Source organism: Phaeodactylibacter xiamenensis (genome assembly GCF_965229835.1).
Taxonomy (GTDB): domain Bacteria; phylum Bacteroidota; class Bacteroidia; order Chitinophagales; family Saprospiraceae; genus Phaeodactylibacter; species Phaeodactylibacter xiamenensis.
This window is the reverse complement of the sequence record NZ_OZ245931.1, coordinates 4,743,605-4,765,900: the sequence shown is the minus strand read 5'-3', so window position 1 is coordinate 4,765,900 and position 22,296 is coordinate 4,743,605. Positions and strand designations below refer to the sequence as shown.

At 53.0% G+C, this 22,296-nt stretch carries 14 protein-coding genes; 8 read left to right on the top strand and 6 right to left on the bottom strand.

The features are described 5' to 3' along the window. Positions 1-42: 42 nt before the first annotated feature. Positions 43-792: a 7-carboxy-7-deazaguanine synthase QueE gene (locus ACO08I_RS18240; RefSeq protein ID WP_282781009.1), complete on the bottom strand. Its 750-nt coding sequence runs from the start codon at positions 790-792 to the stop codon at positions 43-45. 6 nt (positions 793-798) lie between these two features. After that, positions 799-2,088, bottom strand: coding sequence for an MATE family efflux transporter (locus ACO08I_RS18235; RefSeq protein WP_282781007.1), 1,290 nt, complete (start codon positions 2,086-2,088; stop codon positions 799-801). A gap of 104 nt (positions 2,089-2,192) precedes the next feature. Between ACO08I_RS18235 and ACO08I_RS18230 the strand changes: the two genes are divergently transcribed. The 5 genes from ACO08I_RS18230 to ACO08I_RS18210 all read left to right on the top strand — a co-directional run bounded on the left by ACO08I_RS18230 (position 2,193) and on the right by ACO08I_RS18210 (position 12,018). Beyond that, positions 2,193-5,738, top strand: a complete 3,546-nt coding sequence (locus tag ACO08I_RS18230) for a PASTA domain-containing protein (RefSeq protein WP_282781005.1) — start codon at positions 2,193-2,195, stop codon at positions 5,736-5,738. A gap of 16 nt (positions 5,739-5,754) precedes the next feature. Further along, on the top strand, positions 5,755-6,273 hold the full coding sequence (locus tag ACO08I_RS18225) for a hypothetical protein (protein ID WP_282781003.1): 519 nt from the start codon (positions 5,755-5,757) through the stop codon (positions 6,271-6,273). Positions 6,274-6,287: 14 nt separating this feature from the next. Further along, positions 6,288-7,520 (top strand): ABC transporter permease, encoded by a 1,233-nt coding sequence (locus ACO08I_RS18220; protein ID WP_282781001.1) that lies wholly within the window; start codon positions 6,288-6,290, stop codon positions 7,518-7,520. A gap of 104 nt (positions 7,521-7,624) precedes the next feature. Then, positions 7,625-10,006 carry a M14 family zinc carboxypeptidase gene (locus ACO08I_RS18215; protein WP_421946695.1) on the top strand — a complete coding sequence of 794 codons (2,382 nt, stop codon included), beginning with the start codon at positions 7,625-7,627 and terminating at the stop codon, positions 10,004-10,006. A gap of 185 nt (positions 10,007-10,191) precedes the next feature. Beyond that, positions 10,192-12,018, top strand: coding sequence for a LamG-like jellyroll fold domain-containing protein (locus tag ACO08I_RS18210; protein WP_421946694.1), 1,827 nt, complete (start codon positions 10,192-10,194; stop codon positions 12,016-12,018). Here the strand turns inward: ACO08I_RS18210 and ACO08I_RS18205 are convergent. After that, entirely contained in the window at positions 12,004-13,515 is a 1,512-nt protein-coding gene (locus ACO08I_RS18205; protein WP_421946693.1) for a calcineurin-like phosphoesterase C-terminal domain-containing protein, read from the bottom strand. The genes ACO08I_RS18210 and ACO08I_RS18205 overlap by 15 nt on opposite strands. Before the next feature lie 117 nt (positions 13,516-13,632). Continuing rightward, a complete protein-coding gene (locus ACO08I_RS18200) occupies positions 13,633-14,079 on the bottom strand; it encodes a DUF2214 family protein (RefSeq protein WP_282775401.1) in 447 nt (148 codons plus the stop codon). Positions 14,080-14,163: 84 nt separating this feature from the next. Here ACO08I_RS18200 and ACO08I_RS18195 point away from each other — a divergent pair, with 84 nt between their 5' ends. Together ACO08I_RS18195 and ACO08I_RS18190 are read left to right on the top strand one after the other, a co-directional pair. Continuing rightward, positions 14,164-15,015 carry a zinc-dependent peptidase gene (locus ACO08I_RS18195; RefSeq protein ID WP_282775400.1) on the top strand — a complete coding sequence of 284 codons (852 nt, stop codon included), beginning with the start codon at positions 14,164-14,166 and terminating at the stop codon, positions 15,013-15,015. A gap of 243 nt (positions 15,016-15,258) precedes the next feature. After that, the gene (locus ACO08I_RS18190; RefSeq protein WP_421946692.1) at positions 15,259-16,341 is read left to right on the top strand and encodes a Fic family protein; all 1,083 of its coding nucleotides are present in this window, start codon (positions 15,259-15,261) and stop codon (positions 16,339-16,341) included. Between the two features lie 236 nt (positions 16,342-16,577). On the opposite strand, the gene ACO08I_RS18185 is transcribed toward ACO08I_RS18190, so the two are convergent. Continuing rightward, a complete protein-coding gene (locus tag ACO08I_RS18185; protein WP_421946691.1) occupies positions 16,578-18,920 on the bottom strand; it encodes a glycosyl hydrolase family 95 catalytic domain-containing protein in 2,343 nt (780 codons plus the stop codon). A 446-nt stretch (positions 18,921-19,366) separates the two neighbouring features. Between ACO08I_RS18185 and ACO08I_RS18180 the strand changes: the two genes are divergently transcribed. Next, the gene (locus tag ACO08I_RS18180) at positions 19,367-20,518 is read left to right on the top strand and encodes an ATP-binding protein (RefSeq protein WP_421946690.1); all 1,152 of its coding nucleotides are present in this window, start codon (positions 19,367-19,369) and stop codon (positions 20,516-20,518) included. On the opposite strand, the gene ACO08I_RS18175 is transcribed toward ACO08I_RS18180, so the two are convergent. Continuing rightward, a complete protein-coding gene (locus tag ACO08I_RS18175; protein WP_421946689.1) occupies positions 20,515-22,293 on the bottom strand; it encodes a hypothetical protein in 1,779 nt (592 codons plus the stop codon). The genes ACO08I_RS18180 and ACO08I_RS18175 overlap by 4 nt on opposite strands. Positions 22,294-22,296: the final 3 nt, after the last annotated feature.

Below are 22,296 nucleotides of genomic sequence, written 5' to 3'. Positions count from 1 at the left end.
AATAGTGAAGGGCAATCCCGGCGGGGTTGCCCTTCGCTGTTTTCAAACCCCGCGCTTATTGCCATAAATAAAGATGTGCAGCCGGCTTGTGAAGTTAAACCCGTGCACTTTGCAGGCCTCCACCAGCCACGCCTGCTTTTCGGCCAGCCGTTCTGTATTCGTCCCTTCCGGCATCAGATAGACCCGGGAGGGCTTGATGGCGTAGCGATCGATCAAATCCTGTACCTCCTCCAACTCTGCCGGGTTGGCCACTACGAACTTGAAGTGGGCCTTGTCGCTTTGAGCGAAATACCGGTATACCTTTGGCCGCTCCCGGAGCTTTTGGCTGTTATTGGAATTCGACAGTTTAGGTGAAACATTATACTGATGGATTGCCGCTTCGAAGGCAGGGTCCGGCAGTAAAGTCCCGTTGGTTTCCACCTCAAACCAGTAGTTTCTGCCAAGCGCCTGCATCAGCGCGGCAAGCGCAGGTTGTTGCAGCATAGGCTCGCCGCCGGTAAGGATTACGTTTTTGCAGGGATACTGCTGTATCGCCTCCACTACTTTCTCCAGCTTCATCTCTGCAATGACATCCTCCTTTTTGAACTTCCGGTAGCCGGGCAGCACATCGTTATCGTGGGTAAAACGGGTACCCTCCCAGTTCCAGGTGTAATCGGTATCGCACCAGCTGCAATGCAAATTGCACAGGGAGGTACGGACGAAAATACTGGGCTGGCCCATATTTTTCCCCTCGCCCTGAATAGAGTAAAAAATCTCCGGTTCCTTATCCGGTTTCGCTATCTTAATCGTCATGATGAATCAGTTCAGTGCCAGTCCTTTGCGGTGGTAAAGCCAATACTGGAATCCGCCCCGTGCCACCAGGAAGATCAACATCGCCAGCCAGAGGCCATGATTGCCATACCCGCGTGCCGCCGCGTACGCCAGCAGGAAAGTAACAAACGCCAGCAGCATACTGTTCCGCATAGCTTTGGAAGCCGTGAGCCCGATGTATACGCCATCCCAAATGTAACTCGGCGTACCCAGCAGCGGGAAGAGCACCATCCAAAAAAGAAAAGGTTGAGCAGCGAGGATCACATCCGCCTGATTGGTGAATAACCGGAGCAGCCCATTTCCGCCCAGCCCGTATCCCAGGCTGAATAAAGCCGCCAGCCCCATACCCCAGGCAAAGGAAAGCTTGATCGCCCGGCGGGTTTTGGGGTGGTCTGCTGCACCTTTATATTTGCCCACCAGGCTTTCCGACGCGTACGCAAAGCCATCTACGCCGTACGACATCCAGTTGAGGTATTGCAGCAGGATGGTATTTACCGCCAGCACCATTTCGCCCTGCCCGGAAGATTGAGAGTAGAAGAATCCGAAGACACCAGTCAGGCAAAGCGTGCGAATGAAAATATCGGCATTGATACGCAGAAAACCGAGGAGTTTTTGCCATTGGCTGATCGCCCGTAACCGGAAGTGCCCCAGCAAGTGGCCGTAGCGGTAAAACGCCAGCCCAAAAGCTGCAGTCAGCCCGATGTACTGAGCAATCAGTGTGCCGTAAGCCACACCAGCTACGCCCATTTCCCGATATTCTACGAGGTAAACACTTAGCAGGATATTAGCAGCGTTGATGATGATGGTCAGGACCAGCGGAAAGATAGCATTCTGCAAACCAAAGAACCAGCCCATGAGGGCGTAGAGCCCGAGGGTAGCCGGGGCCGCCCAAATCCGGATAAAAAAGTATTGCCGGACCAGGCCAGCCTGCCGGTCTTCCGTATTCATCAGTTGTATACCCGCTTCACCCAAAGGCCATTGCAACAGCAACAACAAGGTCGCCACAGCAAATACAACCAACAGTGCCCTCCCCAGGGTGTGCGCCACTTCTTCATCCGACTGCTGCCCATACGCCTGAGCCGTCAGGCCCGTTGTGCCCATGCGCAGAAAACCGAAATTCCAGTAGATGAAATTGAACAGCATCGCTCCGATGCCCACTGCTCCGATATGCAGTTCTGACATGCGCCCCATCAGTGCTGTATCCACGCTGCTCAGGAGCGGCACCGATATGTTGCTGATGATATTGGGAATGGCCAGCCGTAGGATTTCTCGGTTCATAAATGCCCGTTTGAGCTGCAAACATACGCATTCTACGCCTGAGCTACACACCCGATATTCTGACAGACTTCCTTACCTTTACAGCCGAAAACCCACAACGCCGTATGAAAATAGGCATTCTGTTTGGTGGCCCCTCCCGCGAGCGCGATCGTTCCCTGCCGAACGCCCGGTCGGTTTATGCCCTGCTGGACCGTTCCCTTTTTGAACCGGTCCCCTTGCTGATCGATGCCCGGGGGCAACTACTGCAGATGCAGCCTGCTGCGCTCAACGCAACGAGTATAAAGGCTTTGCTTGCAGCCAATCAGGCGCTGCCCGACGGCTTTTCCCTTAGCCAGGAATCTCTGCCGGCCCACCCCGAGTGGCTGCATCTTGAAAAGCCCCTGGATTGGTCTGATTTACCAGCCAGCGTTGACTTCGCCTGGATTGCCATGCAAGGCGCTTTTGCGGAAGACGGGCAGCTTCAGGAGCAACTCGAAGAACTGGGCGTCCCCTACAACGGCTTTACCCCAGCGGCCTGCCGTTACACTGCTGACCGGACCCGCCTGCGGGATTTGCTCGACCTTCACGATTTCTCCACCACCCCGGCGATTGCTATAAACCGGGAAGAATGGACCGGGCACACTTCCGGCACCTTGCCCCAGCGCGTAAACACCGAACTCCAACACCCTGTTTGGGTCCGCCCTGGCGATATTCCCACCCTAGCCGGGCAGACCCAGCTCCAGCACCCCGATGACCTTGAGCGGTTTGAACTCGCCATTAACCGGGCCTTTTTTGAAGAAATTCTGCCAGCTGCAGAATGGCGCGACAGCAACAGTTTTGAACGCCGGGAGACCATTCGCCTGCTGGGTGACTTAGAGGACGGAACGGGCTTTCCGGTAGAAGTGCAGACCACGGAGGAAAAAGTCGTCATTGACGCCCCTCAGCAACTTTTTGAGTACCTCAATACGGCGGCAAGCCACCCGTCAGTTACCGAATTCCGTCTGCGCAGCCACCGGAAGAGCTTGCAGGAAAAAGTCCTCATTGAGCAAGTGCCTCAGGGCATACCTTTCACCTGCAGCGTCCTGGCTGCTCCCGAAAGCGGGCTGCTGGTATTGCCCCCCCAGGTCCCCGAAGTATATGCCAACGCGGGATTTACGGACCATATCCCTCAGCTGGTCACCGAAGTATTTCAGCGCCTGCAACTCCGGGCTTTCGCCCAAATTAGTGGCTATAGCCTGCCGGACGGGCAGTTCATTATCGATCGCGTCAGTAGTCAGCCGGACTGGAATCTTGAAGCTCCGGTTTGGGCGGGGTTCGGACAACTGGGACTCCCCCCAGCTCAGGCACTGACGCTCCTCATACAAGCAGCTCTTGAGTCTGCCAATGATACGGAAGGGCTGCCACCCGCAGAGCCTGTTGAAGAAACCGGTATCGCCCTGGTCTGTGGCGGCTTTGGCTACGGAGGCGGGCTGTCGCTGGAAAGTGCGCGGGAGGTCTTTCAATGGCTGGACGGGATGCAGGGCTTTCGACCTATTCCCATTTGGCAGACGGTTACGGATACCGGCATTCATTACTTCCGGTTGCCGCTCCATGCTTTTCTAACCGCATCGATGCCGGAACTTCACCAGCTATGCAGCCATCCGGGCATACCCCCCCAATTTGACGATGCGCTACAGGCATTCATTGCAAAACACAGCAACCGGGCCTACCCCAAAATGGCAGAGCCCTGCCCGGTCAATCAATGGCCTGCCATAGCCGGGTATGTTTGGCTTACGCTGCCTGCAGCTACCGACGCCCCTATTGCCCTGTTGGACCAATTGGCAAAAGTAAAGCTGCCTCACAATGGGGCAACGGAGCGGGCCGCCCGGCTTTGCGCAGATAAATACCAATTACTGCAGACGCTGGACAGAAATGGTATTGCGGTCCCTAACCAGCTAAGGCTAACCCGGACGGAATACGAAAAAGACGTTGCGGGAGCGCTAAACCGCCTCGAAAGCCAGGTTGGCTACCCTATGATCGTTCGCCCCCTCGACGGACAATACAGCTCAGGGGTACAGTTTTTGTCCACCCGTGCAGAACTGCAGGCCTACACGCGCCTGCTTTTCAGGACGAGCCCGGAGGATGGCCAGGAAGCCCGTCGGATACTACGGCTCTCTCCGGGGACCCTTTTCCCGCAAAAGCCAGCAATGGTCGCAGCTCCGCAAATTTCGCGCAAAGCCGGGTACTACCTTATGGAGATCAGTGCGCATGTTTGCCCGTTATCATCTCCTGAAGGTACCCTATCATATAGCTGGCTGCCCATTTCCGAAGTACGGTCCGGCGGGCACATTCTGCGTTCGGCAGAAAAGTATGAGCAGGCTGCAAAATACAGCCATACTCCGGCACGTTTTGCCTCCGATGAAGGGCTGAGGTGGAGTATTCAGCAACAGCTGGAAAAAGCCGTACGCCTCCTCGACCTGAAAAGCCCTGCCAATCTCGATGCTTTTGTACATTTGCAGGATGGCAAAGCACCTGAGGTTTGTATTTTTGATGTCAATTTGCAACCACCGGTCACCCCGCACAGCTTATTTGGCGTGCAGCTTGCTGCGGCAGGACAGACCCCGGCCGGCATGCTACACCAGGTGATTAGCAGCGCTTTGCATATACCAGACACCGATATTCAACACGTACCGGCTGAAGCCAAGGCCTCAGCTCAACCGATTCACAATCCGATCACTATGAATGAGGATACCAAGTCTGCCTCTCCGGACCACTCCAACAGCCAACGCCCGGGCTCCGGGCCACCCAGCCCGCTGGCAGAACAGGTAAAGGCTAAGGCTAAAATGTTTATGGCGGAAACGTGGCAGTTTTTGAAGTCCCCCGTTTTTCTCCGCAACTTTGCCGGTATCCTGCTGATGGTCTTTGGTTCCATTTACATCGTGCGTTGGTCCCTCAAAATTTATACCCGCCACGGGGAGTCTATTCAGGTCCCTGACTATACCGGTATGGATATGCGGGACGCGATGCGCAAAGCTGAAAAACAAAACTTTCGGATTGTCGCTATTGATTCCTTTTTCGATAGCAATAAACGCCCCAATACGATTTACCAGCAGGACCCTATGCCCAATCAGCGGGCTAAGGAAGGCCGGACCATTTACGTGAGTAAGTACCGGGCACAGGCTGATTCCGTTCTCCTCCCCACATTGATGCGTGCCGGGTACAACTTCGAACAATACCGTACCAAACTCAAACGCATTGATGTAAAAGCACGGGTACAGGAGCGGATATTTGACAATAAACAGGAGGAAAACACAGTGCTGCACTTTTTCCACAACGGGCTCAAAATCACGGATGATATGCTGCGCCGGGGCGTCAAAGTCCCACGAGGCTCGACACTTGAGTTCGTGATCACAGAACGTATTACCAATGAAGTAGCCCTGCCGGACCTGATTTGCAAGCGTTTTGACGAAGCAAAATTTCTGCTGACCACATCCAATCTTGCTCTCGGACAAACTTCCGGGGCAGAAGGTGCGGAAAGCAGCGCCTTTGTCTACCGGCAGGAGCCGGAGTTTGTTCCCGGACAGATGGTCGTTAAAGGGTCCTCTATTGATTTATACCTGACCACCTCACGGCCGGACGGCTGCCCTGAGCCGGCAGATGTTTTACAGGAAGGAGAAGAAGATTTCAATTAACAATCTTATGCATACCATGAACCTTACACGAATTTCTTTTTTACTGGCACTTATCGCCATTGCATTTACAGCCTGCACCAATGAGCAGGAGGTTAAGTTTGAAGAGCTGAAAAAGCAGTACGAAGAGGCACGTACCTCCCTGAAGTACTACCGCAACAGCTTCGATCAGACCAAGGGGGAATACACAGCGCTACGGGAGCAATATGACAGTCAGCCCAACAAAATCGGCACCGACTCCCTGCACACCCAGCTTCGGGAAAACCACGAAAGGCTGTTGGAAAAGCACGAGGGCTTCTTCGGGCATCAGGCGGAAGTCCTGAAAAAGCACGATGACCTGCTGGAACGGCTTAAAGTGGAAGGATACCCTGTGGAAAACCGTATCGCGGACTTCGAAGAAATGAATGCGGACATTCAAAAGCTGATCCAAGAGTACGAGTATATGAACAACGAGCATAACGTGATGATCGAGGAACAGCGCGGCATGCTCCGGACCATCAAGACACCCAATCTGCCCACACGCCCTACAGAGCGCTAGTAATCAACCTTAATATGCAGTTTTCCATACGGATCGCCCGCCGCTACCTGCTTGCTAAAAAATCAACCAACGCTATCAATATCATCACTGGTATTGCGGTGCTTGGTATTGCAGTAGGGTCAGCGGCGCTTATACTTGTGCTTTCCGTATTTAATGGGTTTGAAGACCTGATCGCGACGATGTACAGCAACTTCAACCCGGATGTGAAGGTCACTCCTGCACAGGGCAAAACCTTCACGGCCGATACGGTGATGCTGGAAGAACTGCTGGCACTGGAAGGGGTCGCAGCCGTAACCACGTCTCTGGAGGAGGTCGCCTTTTTTGAATACAAGGACAATCAGGATTTCGGCACCCTCAAGGGTGTGGCCCCCAACTACGAAAAGGTGGTGGGTATTGACACTACCGTCCGGGAAGGCGTATACCGGTTGAAAGACGGCGAAAAAGACTTTGCCATACTCGGCCTGGGCATGCGGGACAAACTCAACGTCAACGTTGGCGACCCTTTCACAGAGCTGGGCGTATACATGCCCCGGAGAAGCCAAAGCCGGGGAATGTTCAGCCGGCAGCTTCAGCCCTTCCGCCGCCGGTATATTTATCCGGGCGGCACCTTTGTCATTCAGCACGAATTTAATAACGAATACGTGCTTGCCCCCATCAGCTTTGCGCGTGGCCTGCTGGAAGCAGATGCTGATGAGGTGAGCGCTATTGAAATCCGACTGCAGGAAGGCGTGGATTCCAGAGATGCGGTTGCCCAAATCGGTACTTTGCTTGGCGAAGACTATGAGGTCAAAGACCGTTTTGAGCAGGAGGCGGCTTTCCTAAAGCTTATGCAGATAGAGAAGTGGCTCAGCTACGCCATTGCCAGCCTGATGTTGCTTCTGGTTTCCTTCAATATGATCGGGGCGCTGTGGATGATTGTGCTGGAAAAGCAGCCGGATATTGCTATTCTCCGATCTATGGGGGCACTAAAAACGACCATACGCGATATTTTTCTGGCGGAAGGTGTACTGCTCAGCCTACTGGGCCTCGGCATTGGCATAGTGCTCGCGCTGGGGCTTTACGCTGCACAAAAGTACATCGGGCTCATCACCGTGCCTGGCAATTTTATTGTAGAAGCCTATCCCATCAGCTTGCGTTTCATGGATTTTGTAACGGTGGCCGTAACCGTGGTGACGATAGGGCTGCTCGCTGCGCTCCCCCCGGCACTACGTGCCATGCGAGTTTCAGCCCTGATCCGGGAAGAATAAGCTGTCTTTCTGCAAGCCTTTTGTCCAAATCAGGTTTTCCAGCCAACCAGAGTACCAGAATTTTGTCTTATGTTCGTTTCGGATTAAATTGAAACAACGAACCCATGAGGCAACTGTTACTACCCTTCGCCCTCCTCCTCTTTGGAGCACAATTCATTTCAGCACAAACCACTTACCACCGGGTACGCGTCGATTTGTCCCGCCACAGTATTCAGGAAGTGGGCGCACTCGGGCTGGAGACTGATCATGGCATTGTCCGCCCGGGCGCATTCCTCGTAAATGACTTTTCGGAAAGGGAAGTACAACTCCTGGAAGCCGCAGGCATTCCCTACCAAATTGCCATTGAAGATGTAGGCACCTATTATCAGCAGCAGCCTCAGCAAACCGGGTTTCGCAATGGCGATTGCACCACTGATGACCCCTTCGCAGATATCCCTACGCCCGAAAACTACGTGGACGGTACGATGGGCGGCTACTTTACCTACGATGAGATGCTAACCGAACTGGAGCGTATGCATGATCTCTTCCCCGAGCTCATCACACCTGTCACACCAATTGATACATTCACGACCTTTGAAGGGCGCCCCATCTACTGGCTCCGCATCTCCGATAATGCAGCTACAGACGAGCCTGCCGAGCCCAAGGTGCTTTACACCGCCCTCCATCATGCGCGGGAACCCAACAGCCTTTCTCAGCTGATTTTTTACATGTGGCACCTCCTGGAAAATTATCACTCCGACCCTCAGGTGCAGTTTCTGCTCAACAACACCGCCATGTACTTCATCCCCTGCCTCAACCCGGATGGCTACGTGTATAATGAACAAATTATGCCACAGGGAGGCGGGCTTTGGCGTAAAAACCGCCGCCCCTTTGGTGGCAATGTGTTCGGAGTTGACCTCAACCGAAACTATGGCTTCGAGTGGGGTTTTGACAACAGCGGCTCCTCTCCTGACCCTAACAGTCAGGTCTTTAGGGGGGATGCACCTTTCTCCGAACCCGAAACACAAGCGGCAAAAGCCTTCTGTGAGCTGCATAACTTCAAAATTATACTGAACTACCACACCTTTGGCAACCTCCTTATCCACCCCTGGGGCTACAACGATGTGCCCACCAGCGAGGATGCCCTTTTCAAAGGCATGGGCAATGTGATGAACCGCTTCAACGACTTCAGGCTGGGCACCGGTACTGAAACCGTGGGCTACGTGGTCAACGGGGGCAGCGACGACTGGATGTACGGCGAAATGGAAACTAAGGATAAGGCCTATTCCTACACCCCGGAAGTCGGCCCCGGCACCTTCGGTTTTTGGCCCCCTGCCTCAGCCATAGACCGGTTGAATAAGGGCGTGCTTTGGCAAAACCTGGCCATGGCAAACCTCGTCCATTATTACCTTGAAGTCCGGGATGAAACGCCGGAAACCCTTAGTGAACTACAGGGTACCATCCCCCTGGAAATACAGCGGTTTGGGCTGGAGGATGGCAGCGCCACGTTAAGCGTTACCGCCGGTAGCTCAAATGTAGTAGTGGCTTCGGCCCCGCAGGTGCTTGCCCTTGATCTGTTGGAAAGCACGGGCTACTCCTTCGACTATATGGTGATGCCGGGATCAGCCATTATTGAAGAGGTGCGCTTCGCTATTGCATTGGATTATGGCGGATACGTTTACCGCGACACCCTGGAAAAAACCTACCTCAATGGCGCAACCAATACAGTCTTCGCAGACCCTATGGACAGCCCGTCTAACTGGACAACCAGTGGCTCCTGGGCGCTGACCACAGAGGCTTTTGTCTCCGCCCCCAATTCCTTCACCGACAGCCCTTTCAGCAATTACCCTGCCGGAACAACCAACCTGCTGACGCTGAATGAAAACCTGGCCCTGAATGAAGAAGCCGGCAAAGCCTTCCTGCGCTTTCAGGCCCGATGGGCAACCGAAGAAGACTACGACTACGCTCAGGTGCAGCTTTCCACTGATGCCGGCAATAGCTGGACCCCACTCTGCGGCCGCTATACCGTGACCGGCAACGGAGGCTTTCAACCAGCAGAGCCGCTCTATCAGGGCATTCAAAATGAGTGGGTACAGGAAGAAATTGACCTGACCGAATACCTTGGCGAGTCGGTCTCCATCCGTTTTCTGATGGCATCTGACAACTTCATACAGCTCGATGGCTTTTATGTGGATGACCTGGAAGTGGTTACGCTGGACTCCATCATGGTCAATGCCACAGACTTCCAACCCATAGCAGCTGCGTTGCGCGCCTTTCCCAACCCGGTGCAGGAAGAGCTGACGGTGCAAGTGGAGGGCTTGTCAGAAGTCCGAAGCTCACAGCTGGTACTCCGTAATGCCCTTGGGCAAACCGTATACCGCAGAGCACTCCCTCCTGCGCAAAAGCAGACGCTTGCTTTGGACATGAAGCCTTACGAAACCGGGCTCTATATCCTTTCATTAGAGTCTGGAAACACCGTACTTCAAAGACAGAAAGTCATTAAATAACCGGTGAGGGTAAAAACCACGATTCACGGAACAACCCCTACACCCCAAGATACTTTTTCCTTACGCCTCTTCTACTTTTGCAGCAGACGTTTTACATGCTGTTCTGCCGGACCATAGAGCCTGATTTTTCAGAAAAATAAACCGGCAGGCCACAGGAAAACCTGAAAGCTAAAAGTAAAAGAGTGATGAGCAATAATGCAACAGGTCAATTAGAGTCTCTGCTGGCGCGTCGGGCCCTTCTATGCTTCTTTTGGTTACTCAACCTACTGCCCTTGCAGGCACAGGAGGTCTTGCACTTTGAGGCTGGAGAGAATGCCAGGCTACCCGAAGCCCGGGTGTGGCTGCCAGATGGCTTTGAGGAAAACCCAGGCCCTTACCCGGTGATGGTTGTGCTAAACAGCAACCGTTACGCAGCGCTCACTTACCATTTAGCAACAGAGCTGGCGCGTTCGGGGCAGGGGTTGCCATTGGTCGTAATAGGACTCGATGTGCCAGATAACAACTACTGGAGCGTTAGTGCGTGGCCTTACCGTGCAGGGCAGGGTCCTCAACAAGCCATGGGTGATACGACTCTAAGCTTTCTGGAACACCGCCTTTTCCCGGTTTTGGAACAGCAATACGGCCCCCGGCTTGCGCCCTACCGCATCCTGGCTGGCCACGGAGATGCCGGATACTTCACCCTCTCAGCGATGATGCTGCGCCCCCATCTCTTTGATGCCTACCTGGCTGCGGCACCGACGATCCACCGGTTGGTTAATCCGGAGCGGGCTTACCGTACTTTTCTGGTAGGGGAGACGGATTTTGATGGCTTTCTGTACCTGACTAACGGCTTTGGCGATCAGCCCGACATGATGGAGACCCTCAAGCTGGCTCGCTTACTCAAAGCCCATTCTATTGAACGCCCTATGGCCTATCATACTGAAATGATTGAGGAAGAGACCAATGCCGGTATTATGCAACGTACGCTTTACCAAGGTCTTCAAACCTTATTCGGGGACCTGAGCCTGCCCACCATGCTCCCCAACGGAGGCCCTGAGGCCTGGTGGGAGCGCAAGCAGGAACTCATCAGAAAATACGGTTACGACCCCCTTCAACTAACCATTTCCCCAAGATCAATAGCTCAGGAGATCGCTCCGCTAAAAAAGCAAACAGCGGCAGTCATCACCGCCACTTTGCAGTTGCTGCAGTCTGACACCACCGGCCGCTTCTACCATCACGCCACCGAGGTTTATAATGTCTGCGCAGCCTGGCAAAGCACAGGGCATGCGGATGCTGCCTCCGCCCTTGCTCAGGCAGCCCTTACTTATTATCCGGAAAGCCAGGTATTACAATCCGTAGCCCGCAATCAGAAACCGGACAGCCTGCCGCCTGCTGCCAACGCTTACGGCAAAAGCCAAGATCTGGAACGGGGCCTTGCTATCTACTTGAGCTTTGATACACCAATGCGCCACCCCGCCATACGGTCTGATAACGGCGCTCTTACAGTGGCCGGGATTAAGGAGGAAGCTCTTCAGTTTGACGGGCAGGAGCACTATCTGGAACTGGGCTTGCCCGCGCTCGACAAGCACCAGGGCTCCGTAAGCTTTTCGGCATGGATTAAGGTCGATGAGCTGCGCCGTTTTGACCGGCTCCTGGGCAAATCCATGGATGGAATCAATAAGCCCGTCTGGCAGTTTGGCCTCGGCCCGTTGGGCGATCTGCAGTGGGGTTTCTCTACTTACACCAATGGCTGGAAAGACTATTGGATCAATCATGCTCTGCCGGAAGACGAGTGGGTACATCTGGTTGCGGTAGCCGACCAGAGCCTGGGGCAATGCACCTACTATGTCAATGGCGAGCAGGTAGGACAGGTGGAGGACCTTTGGCCTTTTCCTGCCTCACAGCAACCTGTACTGCTGGGATGTAATTTTGCTCGCCGCAATTTTTTCAAAGGAGCAATGGATGAGGTGCGGCTATACTACCGGGCGCTATCGCCCGCTGAAGCTCAGGCGCTGGCCTCAATCAAAGACTAAACGAAACGTATGTTTTCCCTTGATGGTGTTCCCATCCGGCTCAATAGCAGTAAAGGCAAGGGTATGCACGCCTGGCTTGAGCTGATCCGGGAGGGGAGCTTTCCAGAGATGGGCACAATCCCTGGCTTTCATCCAATGCGAATATTCTTCCGGATATTGCTTCAGCATGTGCAAAACGAGTGGGTCTTTTTCCACCGTTCGCTTCATAGGTACCGACGCCCCATCATCAATCTGGCAGGTCACTACCGCTTCATAGCTGGCGGCATAAATATTGGCAACCACCTCCTGCCCATCCGTACAGGCCGCAAGTGGACCTGAAATGGGTGCCCGTACCCCTACCTGCTCATGCGCAGGCTGACCGGCCGCCTGAAAGCGATAGGTGTAAGCCACCCCATCGAAATCGAAAACCCAGAACCCATTGGGTGTCCCATCCATGCCTAAGCGAACGGGCAGCCCTGTCCAGTCTCGGGGCCCTTTCCACCAGGCCCCGCAGGCCGCCCCGCAGACCAGATGCTTAAAGGCTCCATTGCCCGACCAGCCGCCTTCGCGCAAGTCAACGTGCTCTACAAAATGGGTATGAGCAGCCAGCGCCAGCACTTGCTCGCGGTGGCCCAGAATGTCAAACAGATCGTCCCGGTTTTGAATATTGCGGTAGGTATCGGCGGGCAGGATATCGGTATAGATAGGAATATGCATGAGCAGCACCACCAGCTTATCCTCAGGAACTGTCTCCAAGTCATTGCGGAGCCATCGGAGTTGTTGCTGCGAGAGGTAACCCTGGGTAATACCGAAGGTGTCGTATTCGGTATCCCAGCCCGTGTAGCCGATATCATCGAGCACCACAAAGTGTACCTGTCCGTAGTCGAAGGCATAGTAGGTCGGCACAAAGTAACGCTGAAAGGTCTCCCGGCTGAATGCCGGGTCTGAAGCCCGCAGGTTGATATCGTGGTTACCGCAGACCGTGTAGTAAGGCTTTCCAATCCCGGCAAGTGCTTCCCTAATCTCCGGATAGAGAGCAAGCCCGTCCCAGGCAATGTCCCCCAGCGGCACAAAAAAGTCCATGGGCTGATGGAGGAGGTGCTGTACCATAAGCTGCCGGAAAAATCCTACTTCCTCCTCCGTCTTAGGCTGAATATCGCCAAAAAAGACCGCCCGGAACTGCTCCTGCCGCCGGCCCGGCAGCAATTCAAAATCAACGGTTTCGGGCAGGGGCGCAGGCTCAAAGCCCTCGTATTCCAGCTCGGCATTATTGGGGCTGCCCTCTGGCCGGATAAAATGGAAAAACTGTGGCTGATTGTGGGCATTGAGCGGCAGCTCGTACCCGGCGGGCTTGGTGATAAAAATGACACCTTCCGCTTTTGGCCTTGGCAGGGTGTAACGCCCGTCCGCATCCGTTTGCACGACCATCTTACCGTCGGAAACGCTTACGTTGGCGATGCCTTTTTGAAGATCGTTTTGCTGTACATATACCCTGCCTGTTATGGTCGCTTGCTCCATATTCTGATGTTTCGGTATTGATCAGGGCAACGCAAAGATGAGTATTAAGTTGAAACTTCTGCCTTGTGAGGAAATTAAGTAACAGTTAACTTTTGCTTAAAATACCTTCTCGCCTCCCTATCCACTCACCTGTCCGAACCCACGTGCCATTAGCGTGGCACAAAGCGGGATGAAGAGCAGCAACAACAATTCCAGGCGGATCAGGAGCCGGATGCGTACCGGAATCTCCACCCAGTCTGTTTCCTGTCCCTTCCGGTTTTTGAAGAAAAATACAGTTGGAAAGATCGACAAAAGCCCTAAGGCAGTGAAGAGCCCCAGCTTTAAATGAAAAAGCCAGTTGGATGTGTAGTACTCCGCAGGCTTGCCTACCCCAAACCATAGCAGCAGACCGACGCCCACAATAGCCAGGGCACTTAATCCGTATACACCATCCAGTACAAATAGCTGCTGTACCGTGCGGCGCTGCAGGCGCGGCCGGATGAGCCAGGCTTCTCCGGCAATCGCAAAGGACATGGTCAGAATGCTGATAAAGTGAAAATAGCGGGCAAAGGCTTCAGCTATCATGGCAATGATTTTGGCAATAGGAATGAAACACGATTCCTCTCGAAGTGTTAACTGATTTTGTAATTTCCCTTCTAAAACCGGAATATGCCAGCACGCATTTTATCCATCCCCTTTGTACTCGGGGCCATTCTGTTTTTGTTCCTGGCCTGGGAAGCCCATTCCAGCTACAGTATTTACGTCGTGCCCTTTGTGATTGCGCTGGCTTTTATCTACATCCTGAGCCCACAGATCAACTGGTGGTGGTGGACCCGCCGGCCACCGGATATGCCCCCCAAGCTGCGTGGGTTGCTGGAACGCCATCTGCCCTATTATCAACACCTGGCTGATCCTGAAAAGCTGCGCTTCCGCCGCCGGGTACGCCTGTACATGGAAGCCAATGACTTTATGGCGAAAGGGATGGAAGACGTAACGGAAGACCTCAAAGCCGTCGCTGCCATTTGTGCCGTTCAACTCACCTTCGGGCGCAAAGACTTTTTGTTGCCCAAATTTGAGCACCTCATCTTTTTCCCGCAGCCTTTCCCCTCTCCGCAATACCCCAAAAACTACCACGCTTCCGAAATCTACGAAGAAGACGGTGCCATACTCTTCTCCGCTGAGCAGCTGATGAAAGGCTTTCTGGAGCCCCACAATTTTTATAACATCGGGCTGCACGAGTACGCCAAAGTCTTCGAGCGCTCCTACCCGGAGCTCGGCTTTCCGCCTCTGACCGAAGACCACTGGCTCGAGCTACAGCAAATCAGCGGCTTTAGCCAAGCCTGGATACAGCAATGGATCAACCTAGACCCCATTCCGCTCCGCCCGGTAAGCATAGTCCACTTCTTTACCTGGCCTGCCGCTTTTCAGGCACAGTTGCCGGAGCTTTATGCAGCTTATGCCCGGTTGTTTAATCAGTCGCCGGGGAAGGCAGGCACGCCGGTGCTGGGGGAGTTGGTGTGAAGGATGGGGGGCTGTACCTCTTTTGTCCAGGTAGATCCGGTGCAGTAGTATGCAGCGCGCACAATGGATTGGTGCAAGTGATGAAGCGTTAATGTGAACGGGTAAAATCAGGTCTTTGAGTAGGTGGAGGTAGCACAAGGGCAATAAACGCCCTTTTGCTACAAACAAGGGCGAAAAAAACCTATATTTGCCCTTGTTTTTAAAACGGGTGTAAAAAACGCCCTCGTTATAAAATACATGGATATGGCATATAGCCCTGACCTACCGTACAACGAACTGCCGCTCTTACCGCCCAAAGCGGAAATAGAAACTACAGTCATTCTCAAAAAAACCATTACTGCCAGCCGTGCTCTTTCAGAGCTGAAAGGTGCCATCACTAAGTTACCCAACACTACGCTTTTTATAGATACCATTCAATTGCAAGAGGCGCAGGCCAGCTCGGCTATAGAAAACATCATCACCACCCATGACGAGTTATTCAAGCAATCCATAGCCGATAAAAAAACAGACAATCCGGCTATAAAAGAAGTATTGCATTACAAAAATGCCTTGTGGTATGGGCTGGAAGTAATGAAACGAAAGCCCCTGCTCACCACCAACTTGTTTATCAAGCTGGTGCAGGTGATCAAAGAAAACAATGCCGGCATTCGCAATGCACCCGGCACCCAGCTGAAAAATCCGGCTAACGGCATGGTGGTTTACACCCCACCAGAAGGCGTAGAGGTGATCCGGCAAAAACTTAAAAACCTGGAAGATTTTATTCATGCCGAAGATGAGATAGACCCGTTGGTAAAAATGTCTATCATCCATTATCAGTTTGAAGCTATTCACCCGTTTTTTGACGGCAATGGCCGGGTGGGAAGAATTATTCTTTTGCTCTACTTGAAATTAACCGGCTTGCTGGATTTACCGGCCCTGTTCCTCAGTGGTTATATCATGGAAAACAAAGCGGCCTATTATGAAAAGCTTCGAGCGGTAACCGAACAAAGCGAATGGCAGGGCTGGATTCTCTACATGCTTGACATGGTAGAAACCACTGCAAAAAAAGACCGCCAACGTATTGCGCAGATTGAAACGCTAATGAGTGAAATGGGTGCTGAAATACACGCCAAACTTCCTAAAGTGTACTCCAAAGACCTAATGGAAGTACTGTTTAGGTTACCCTATACCAAGAGACAATTTTTGGAAAAAGCGGGTTTGGGGAATTTAAAAACGGCAGGTAACTATTTAAAAGAACTAGAAAAAGCGGGATTTCTAAAGAGCGAACAAGTAGGTAAAGAGAAATTGTATTTGAACTATCAGTTATTGGAAATACTTAAAAGATGATGCAGGGTATTTAGGATAAATGATTTCAAAAGGGAGTATCCAATTGCCAAGCATACAAGCATGTTAGCTGGTCGCTATGGCAACTACTCAAACTAAACCCGGTCAATGAGTTTGCCTATTTTGACCCTGAAGAGATTTAATGAACGTGTCTCTTTATTTGCGTTGCAGAGCACGCAAAAGATGGTATTAAGATTCGATATCGACCGTTGTAAAAAACCTTAGTATTTGCCCACGTATCAGAGCCGACGAACCACCACTACTTCGTCCGCACTCATTTCCAGCTTCAACAATGCGCTATCCTGAGCCACCCCATCCACCTGACAGCCGTTGAGAAACGGCGTTTGCACAACCAGTGGCTTTCCAAATTTGCTCTCTATTTCGATGCGCTCCACTTGCCCGTTTTTCACCTGGCCGGCGATGACGAAGCCGCCTGCTGTGTGCAAGCCTTCAAACTCAAAATCCCGCCACCTCACCGGCAGGTACGGGAGGATATGCAGGACGGAATCCCGCTGCTGGAAAAACAGGTTATGCAGGGCATCAAGCACCCCAAAGCCGCCGTCCAGCTGCATGACTTCATTATGGGGTGCCATGAATTCCACATTATTCCAGTCCATTGGCTTAGAGGCATCGGGGCGTATGTCAGGCCCAATACCGGGTTTGATCAGGGAAAGGCCTTTGTAATTGGCATCGTGCAGGGTGCCCCGCCCCAGGTTAGTATAGTTTTCCTCCCAATAGTGCAACCAGGAGATCGCGCCATCCGGATTGCCCAAACGGGCGTGGAGGGCAGCCGCCCAGGGCACACACCAGCCCGACCATCTGCCCGCGCCTTCCGCTATCCACTGATTGATGGAATGACGGACGATAGCGGCATGCTTTTCATCAAAAGGATCAAAGGACTGAAAGGGATATATGCCTGCCAGGTGAGAATGGTGGCGGTGGCTCTCCACCAAGTCCATGCCCTCCCAGAGGGCAATACGCTGGTTGACATATTCCGGGTGTTCCTGACTTCCCGGCCCTTCAATGATAGCGTAATCGGGGAGCTTTTCCAGAACCTCCGTCCAGCGCTCATCCATCGGCTGATTGAGAAGGGCACTTGCTTCAATCAGGTTCTTTGCCGTCATCTTGTAGGCTGCCAGCTGAAAGGAAGCATTCCGCCCCCACGCATCAGGCCTCGCGCCCTTAAATTCCGGGCTTACGGAAACGGGGAGGCTCAGGGTGCCATCTGTCGTTTTTTCTGTCATCGCGTAGTAGCCTTCGAAGGTGCCCTGCATGAGAGGGAAGGCGACTTCCGCCAGTAGTTGCTCGTCCAGGGTGTGCTGATACTGCAGCCACGCCAGCTGCGCCATCCAGGCCGCACAGGCCTGATCGATCATACCGGTCCAAAAGTTGCCCACCACGTGTCCGCGGTTGTCTACGGCGTGGGGCATAAGCAGGGCTTTGTCATTTTCGTAAAAGTAGCGCCCGGCGGCTTCCAGCGTAGGCATCCAGTCCTCCAGCATGGCCCAAAGTGGATCGAGATGTTCGTATTTACCGGATACCAGGACGGGCCAGTAGATCATCTCAATATTGATGTTGAAGTGGTAATCGTTGCTCCACGGAGGGATGCGCTGTGTTTCCATAAAGGGGCCCTGCAAGGTGGCCGCTACGCCATGCGGCGGGTGTACACACCCCATTTTGTAGAGACCATAATCATAGGCTTCCTGAAGCTTCGGATCCGGAATGGTTACCTTTGGAAGATCTTTGGAAAAGTTGGTCCACCAGGCAGTGGATTGTTTATCCAGCGCTTTCAGGTCGACCGACCGAAAGGAGGCGATCAGCGCAGGCTCCGGCTGTTCGCCCAGTACGGTCTGAAGCACCAGATGGTCTTTGTTTTTCTGATAGGCCACCGAAAGCGGAGCGTCCGCCGGCAGGGACTGCGTAAAACCGGCTACGGATTGGGCAGCATCGGAAAACCGGGTGGGAGGTGCTACGCCAATTTCAGCCAGTTCTTTCCGGACCTTTGGGTGGTCATAGCTCGCGACCAGCTTGATCTCCACCTTCGCCAGCAGGGCTTCTTCCATCTTTATCCAGGCCACTTCATCGGGTACTGCCTGACCGATATCTATCGTTCTGAGCGAGCCATCGGGCAATTTGATCACCACTTCCAACTTGCCAGTCTGTAGATTTAATTCCCCCGTCTGCAGCATGAAGCTTTTGGGAAAATGTAGTTCCAGCCTACCCCCGCCCAACTGATAGGGCCGGTTGGGTAAACCCTCCTGTTTTTCATTTTTGAAAATGAGCTTCAGGGAATCCTGCTGCCCGGCTTCCAACAATCGCTTCACAGTCTTAAAGTTGGTGGTGGCGCCAAACGGCCGGCCTCCCCTGTGGTCCCAGAATCCAGCCCGGCTTACCGTCACATTCAGCTGATTGTCCTGCCCCCAGACCATGAGCCCCTGAATACCGTTGCCGATCAGAATCCCAGTGTGCGTCCTCGGGAGAGGAAAAGTCCAGGTGAGGGTTTTATCGGCTGCCAGGGACGCACATGGCGTCCATCCGAACCATAAAAGGACTAGGAAAAGGGAAATCTGCGAGGTCTTCATCGGAAAAAATTAAGGCCAACAAACGTTGCTCACTCTATGGTAGCCTGAAAGATAAGGATGTAACGACATACTACGTAGCTGATTTGAGAGCAGACCGGCCATCTGATGCAAAACGCAACGCGAACGCAACTTTCGGAAATGGATGCTATTGCTACTTTATTAGAGTTTATTAACGCAAATTTTGTATGTCTCTGAATGGTCTTTTTCACCAGCTCTGCATCTCGTCCTCACCTTCGTAGCTTAGGCTACGAGGTTCCGGGCGTTCTTTGATCTGGCAAAAAATACTCATCCATACCCTGTACAAAACTTACCTTAATAAACTCTATTGTTAAAATGGTTTGCTTCGGTTGTGCAAATTCAAAATCCAAGCTTTGTATTTTTAAAAACTATTTTATGCAAATTCAAAATTTATAGCTTGTATTTTCAAAATTCATTATCTTGTCACTATGAGTATAATCAACCGGCAGATGACCACTGCTATTCGCAGACAGGTAGAGAAATATCCCATTCTTGCAGTGACTGGGCCAAGACAATCCGGGAAAACCACACTGCTCAAACATTTATTCCCGGAATACCAGTATGTAAGTCTGGAAAACACAGACCTCCGGAGCTTTGCCACAGAGGACCCGGTGGGGTTTCTCACAACTTATGACGGGCAGACCATATTTGATGAAGTTCAACGCGCGCCAGAGTTGTTTCCTTATCTCCAGACCAAAGTGGACAAGCAGAGCATCATGGGGCAGTACATCCTCTCGGGTTCTCAGAACTTTCACCTACTGGAGCGCATAACCCAAAGTTTGGCTGGCAGAGTAGCCCTATTCAAGTTGCTGCCGTTCGATATTCAGGAGTTAAAGTCTTCGGATCTACTGGCTGAGAATTGGGAGACTATGCTATTCAGAGGATTCTACCCGGCGATTTACGACCGGGGGATAGAGCCTCCTGTATTTTACGCTAATTACCTTCAAACCCATATTGATCGGGATGTATCACAGCTTACCAAAGTGCAGGACTTACGGCGTTTCCGCAATTTTGTCAGTCTTTGTGCAGCTCGTACCGGTCAGTTGCTAAATATAAGTGCGCTGGCGAATGCGGCTGGGATATCTCAGCCTACCGCCAAGTCCTGGCTTACTATACTGGAGCGCAGCTTCATTATTTTTCTGCTTCCGCCTTATTTCGAAAACTTCAGTAAGCGGGTTGTCAAATCACCTAAACTTTACTTTTTTGATCCAGGCCTGGCCGCTTTCCTGTTAGGGCTCAGAACACTGGAGGACCTGACTGACCGCACCCTTGCCGGCGCATTATTCGAAACACTTATCATTTCGAATATCATCAAGCAAAATCACCATACTTATCGACTCAGGGAGTACTGGTTTTGGCGGGATGCCGCCGGGCACGAAATTGACCTCCTCACCCAGCGTGGAGGCAGCTTCGATATTTTTGAAGTGAAAGCGGCCCGCACACTCAAACCCAGGCTATTCAAAGGCTTGCAGGACTTCGTCAAAATCGCCGAAGGGCGTGTGCAATCTCAAACGCTGATATACGGCGGAGCAGACACACAGCACAGAACAGAGGTGAAGGTCTTACCCTGGAACCACTAATCCCGCTCAAATAACCCATCAAACCGTAAGCCACTATTGCCCTGCCCCCGGCCATTCTGCTTGCGGAAACCACTCCAAAGGGCGGTCCGGCCGTTGTGCCAACGGGCTCGCTGCCAGGTCCGGGATACCCGAATACCTGACTTAGGCACCTCTTCTTCCGGAATGAAAAAGGGCTGATAAGCTGATTTATCCAGACCATACCGCAGCAGGCTCGTGCGGGGGCGGATCCGCTCAATGGGCAGTCCGGGATACACCCGGGGCATCGCCGCCCGCTGTAACCGGATGGCCCCGCCACCATCCGGTACAGGTGTTGCTTTAAAAGGAATCCAATGCTCCGGCACATCCGTTGCCAACCGGTAACGGACCAGGGCTTCATTTTCAAGGGGTGGAGCGGGTGGGGCTCCTCCGGTGACTTCCTCCGACAGGGCGCGCAAATAGGTGGCGGTATTCAGGGCGGCAGCATTGCCTTCCCGCCGGCCATCAATGCCATCTGGAAGATAATACTCAATACCCCAAACCATATTCGCCATTTCGTCGCGGGCCAGGTAGACTTCTTCCTGTGCCGGGCTTTCCTTCAGATCGACCACGCCGGGCGGCAGCAACAGGTATTTATCGTAAGCACTCTGCGGGTCAGGAATGCCAGTGAGCCCAAAGAAGTTCCAATGGTTGCTGCCGGAACTATCCCGATAGTGATTGGCCTCGGACCACTGCCCAAAGACATCACGGATTTCCACCCCTTCCACCTCAAGCAGCCCTCCGCCGGGAACACGCAGCGGCAGCAAAAACCAATCATTGCTGTACATGAGCCCAAACTCCATAAGCGCCAGCCGCCCGGACTGCGTGGCACCAGCTTCCATAGCCAGTAGGTTGACCTTACCATCTTCCATCTCCCACCATCGGGCAGCAGGCATACCGGGGTAGTCCACTTCTGTGGGGATCAAATGCCGGACCTGAGGCGCTTGCACATCGTCCCGGCTGCCCCGTCCGGATTCAGCAACCTCAAAGCTGTACCAGTCGAGGCGCCCTTCGTAGTACTCCTCGGCTCCCAATTGCATGGGGGCACCGTTTTTGCCGTTGAGATGGGCCTGAAAACGATACTCCATACGTTCAGGCCGCCAGGCATCTTTTGTTTCATCAACCGGCTGATTGTATTGACGGTCAAACCAGTCGGCCCATTGCCCACCTACTGTATCCGCTTGAGGATTAGGGCCAGGCAGAAAGTCCGTAAGGGATTGCCCCCCGCGCAGTTTTTTGTACAACGCCCCTCCATCGAGAGCACCGGTCTGCACCGCTGCGTGTACCCAGGTTTGAAGGCTCCTGTTGCTAAGTTCATGTGCATTTTGCATACGGTCTTCCGTAGTCGCTGCAGCGGGGATCTGAAATTGCAGCTCTGGCCTGGCTTTCAAAGTTTGCACCACTCCACCTGCGGCATCACCCAACGCACGGTGTAGCATTCGCTCCAGTTGCCGCCCCATCTCAATGCGAAGGGGGATACCGGGCTCTACCGCCACACGTTCCACTTCCGCTTCCATCGGCTGATGATTGGTATAATCCACAGGGTGGTTGCCATCGGCCGATAACTGTCGGAAAGGGTACTGCTGCCATTTCACGCGGACCTCCGCCGGGGAACCATTGTCCGTTCCTTCGAATTCGCCGGTTTGCCACTGCCGGCAAAGCATCCAATAGGGGTCATAAAGCTGATTGCCCAGATTCTCGTCAAACCGCTCGCTGCGCGCACGGATCTCCAACCGGTTCCAAAGTATTGAGTCTGCCATAAT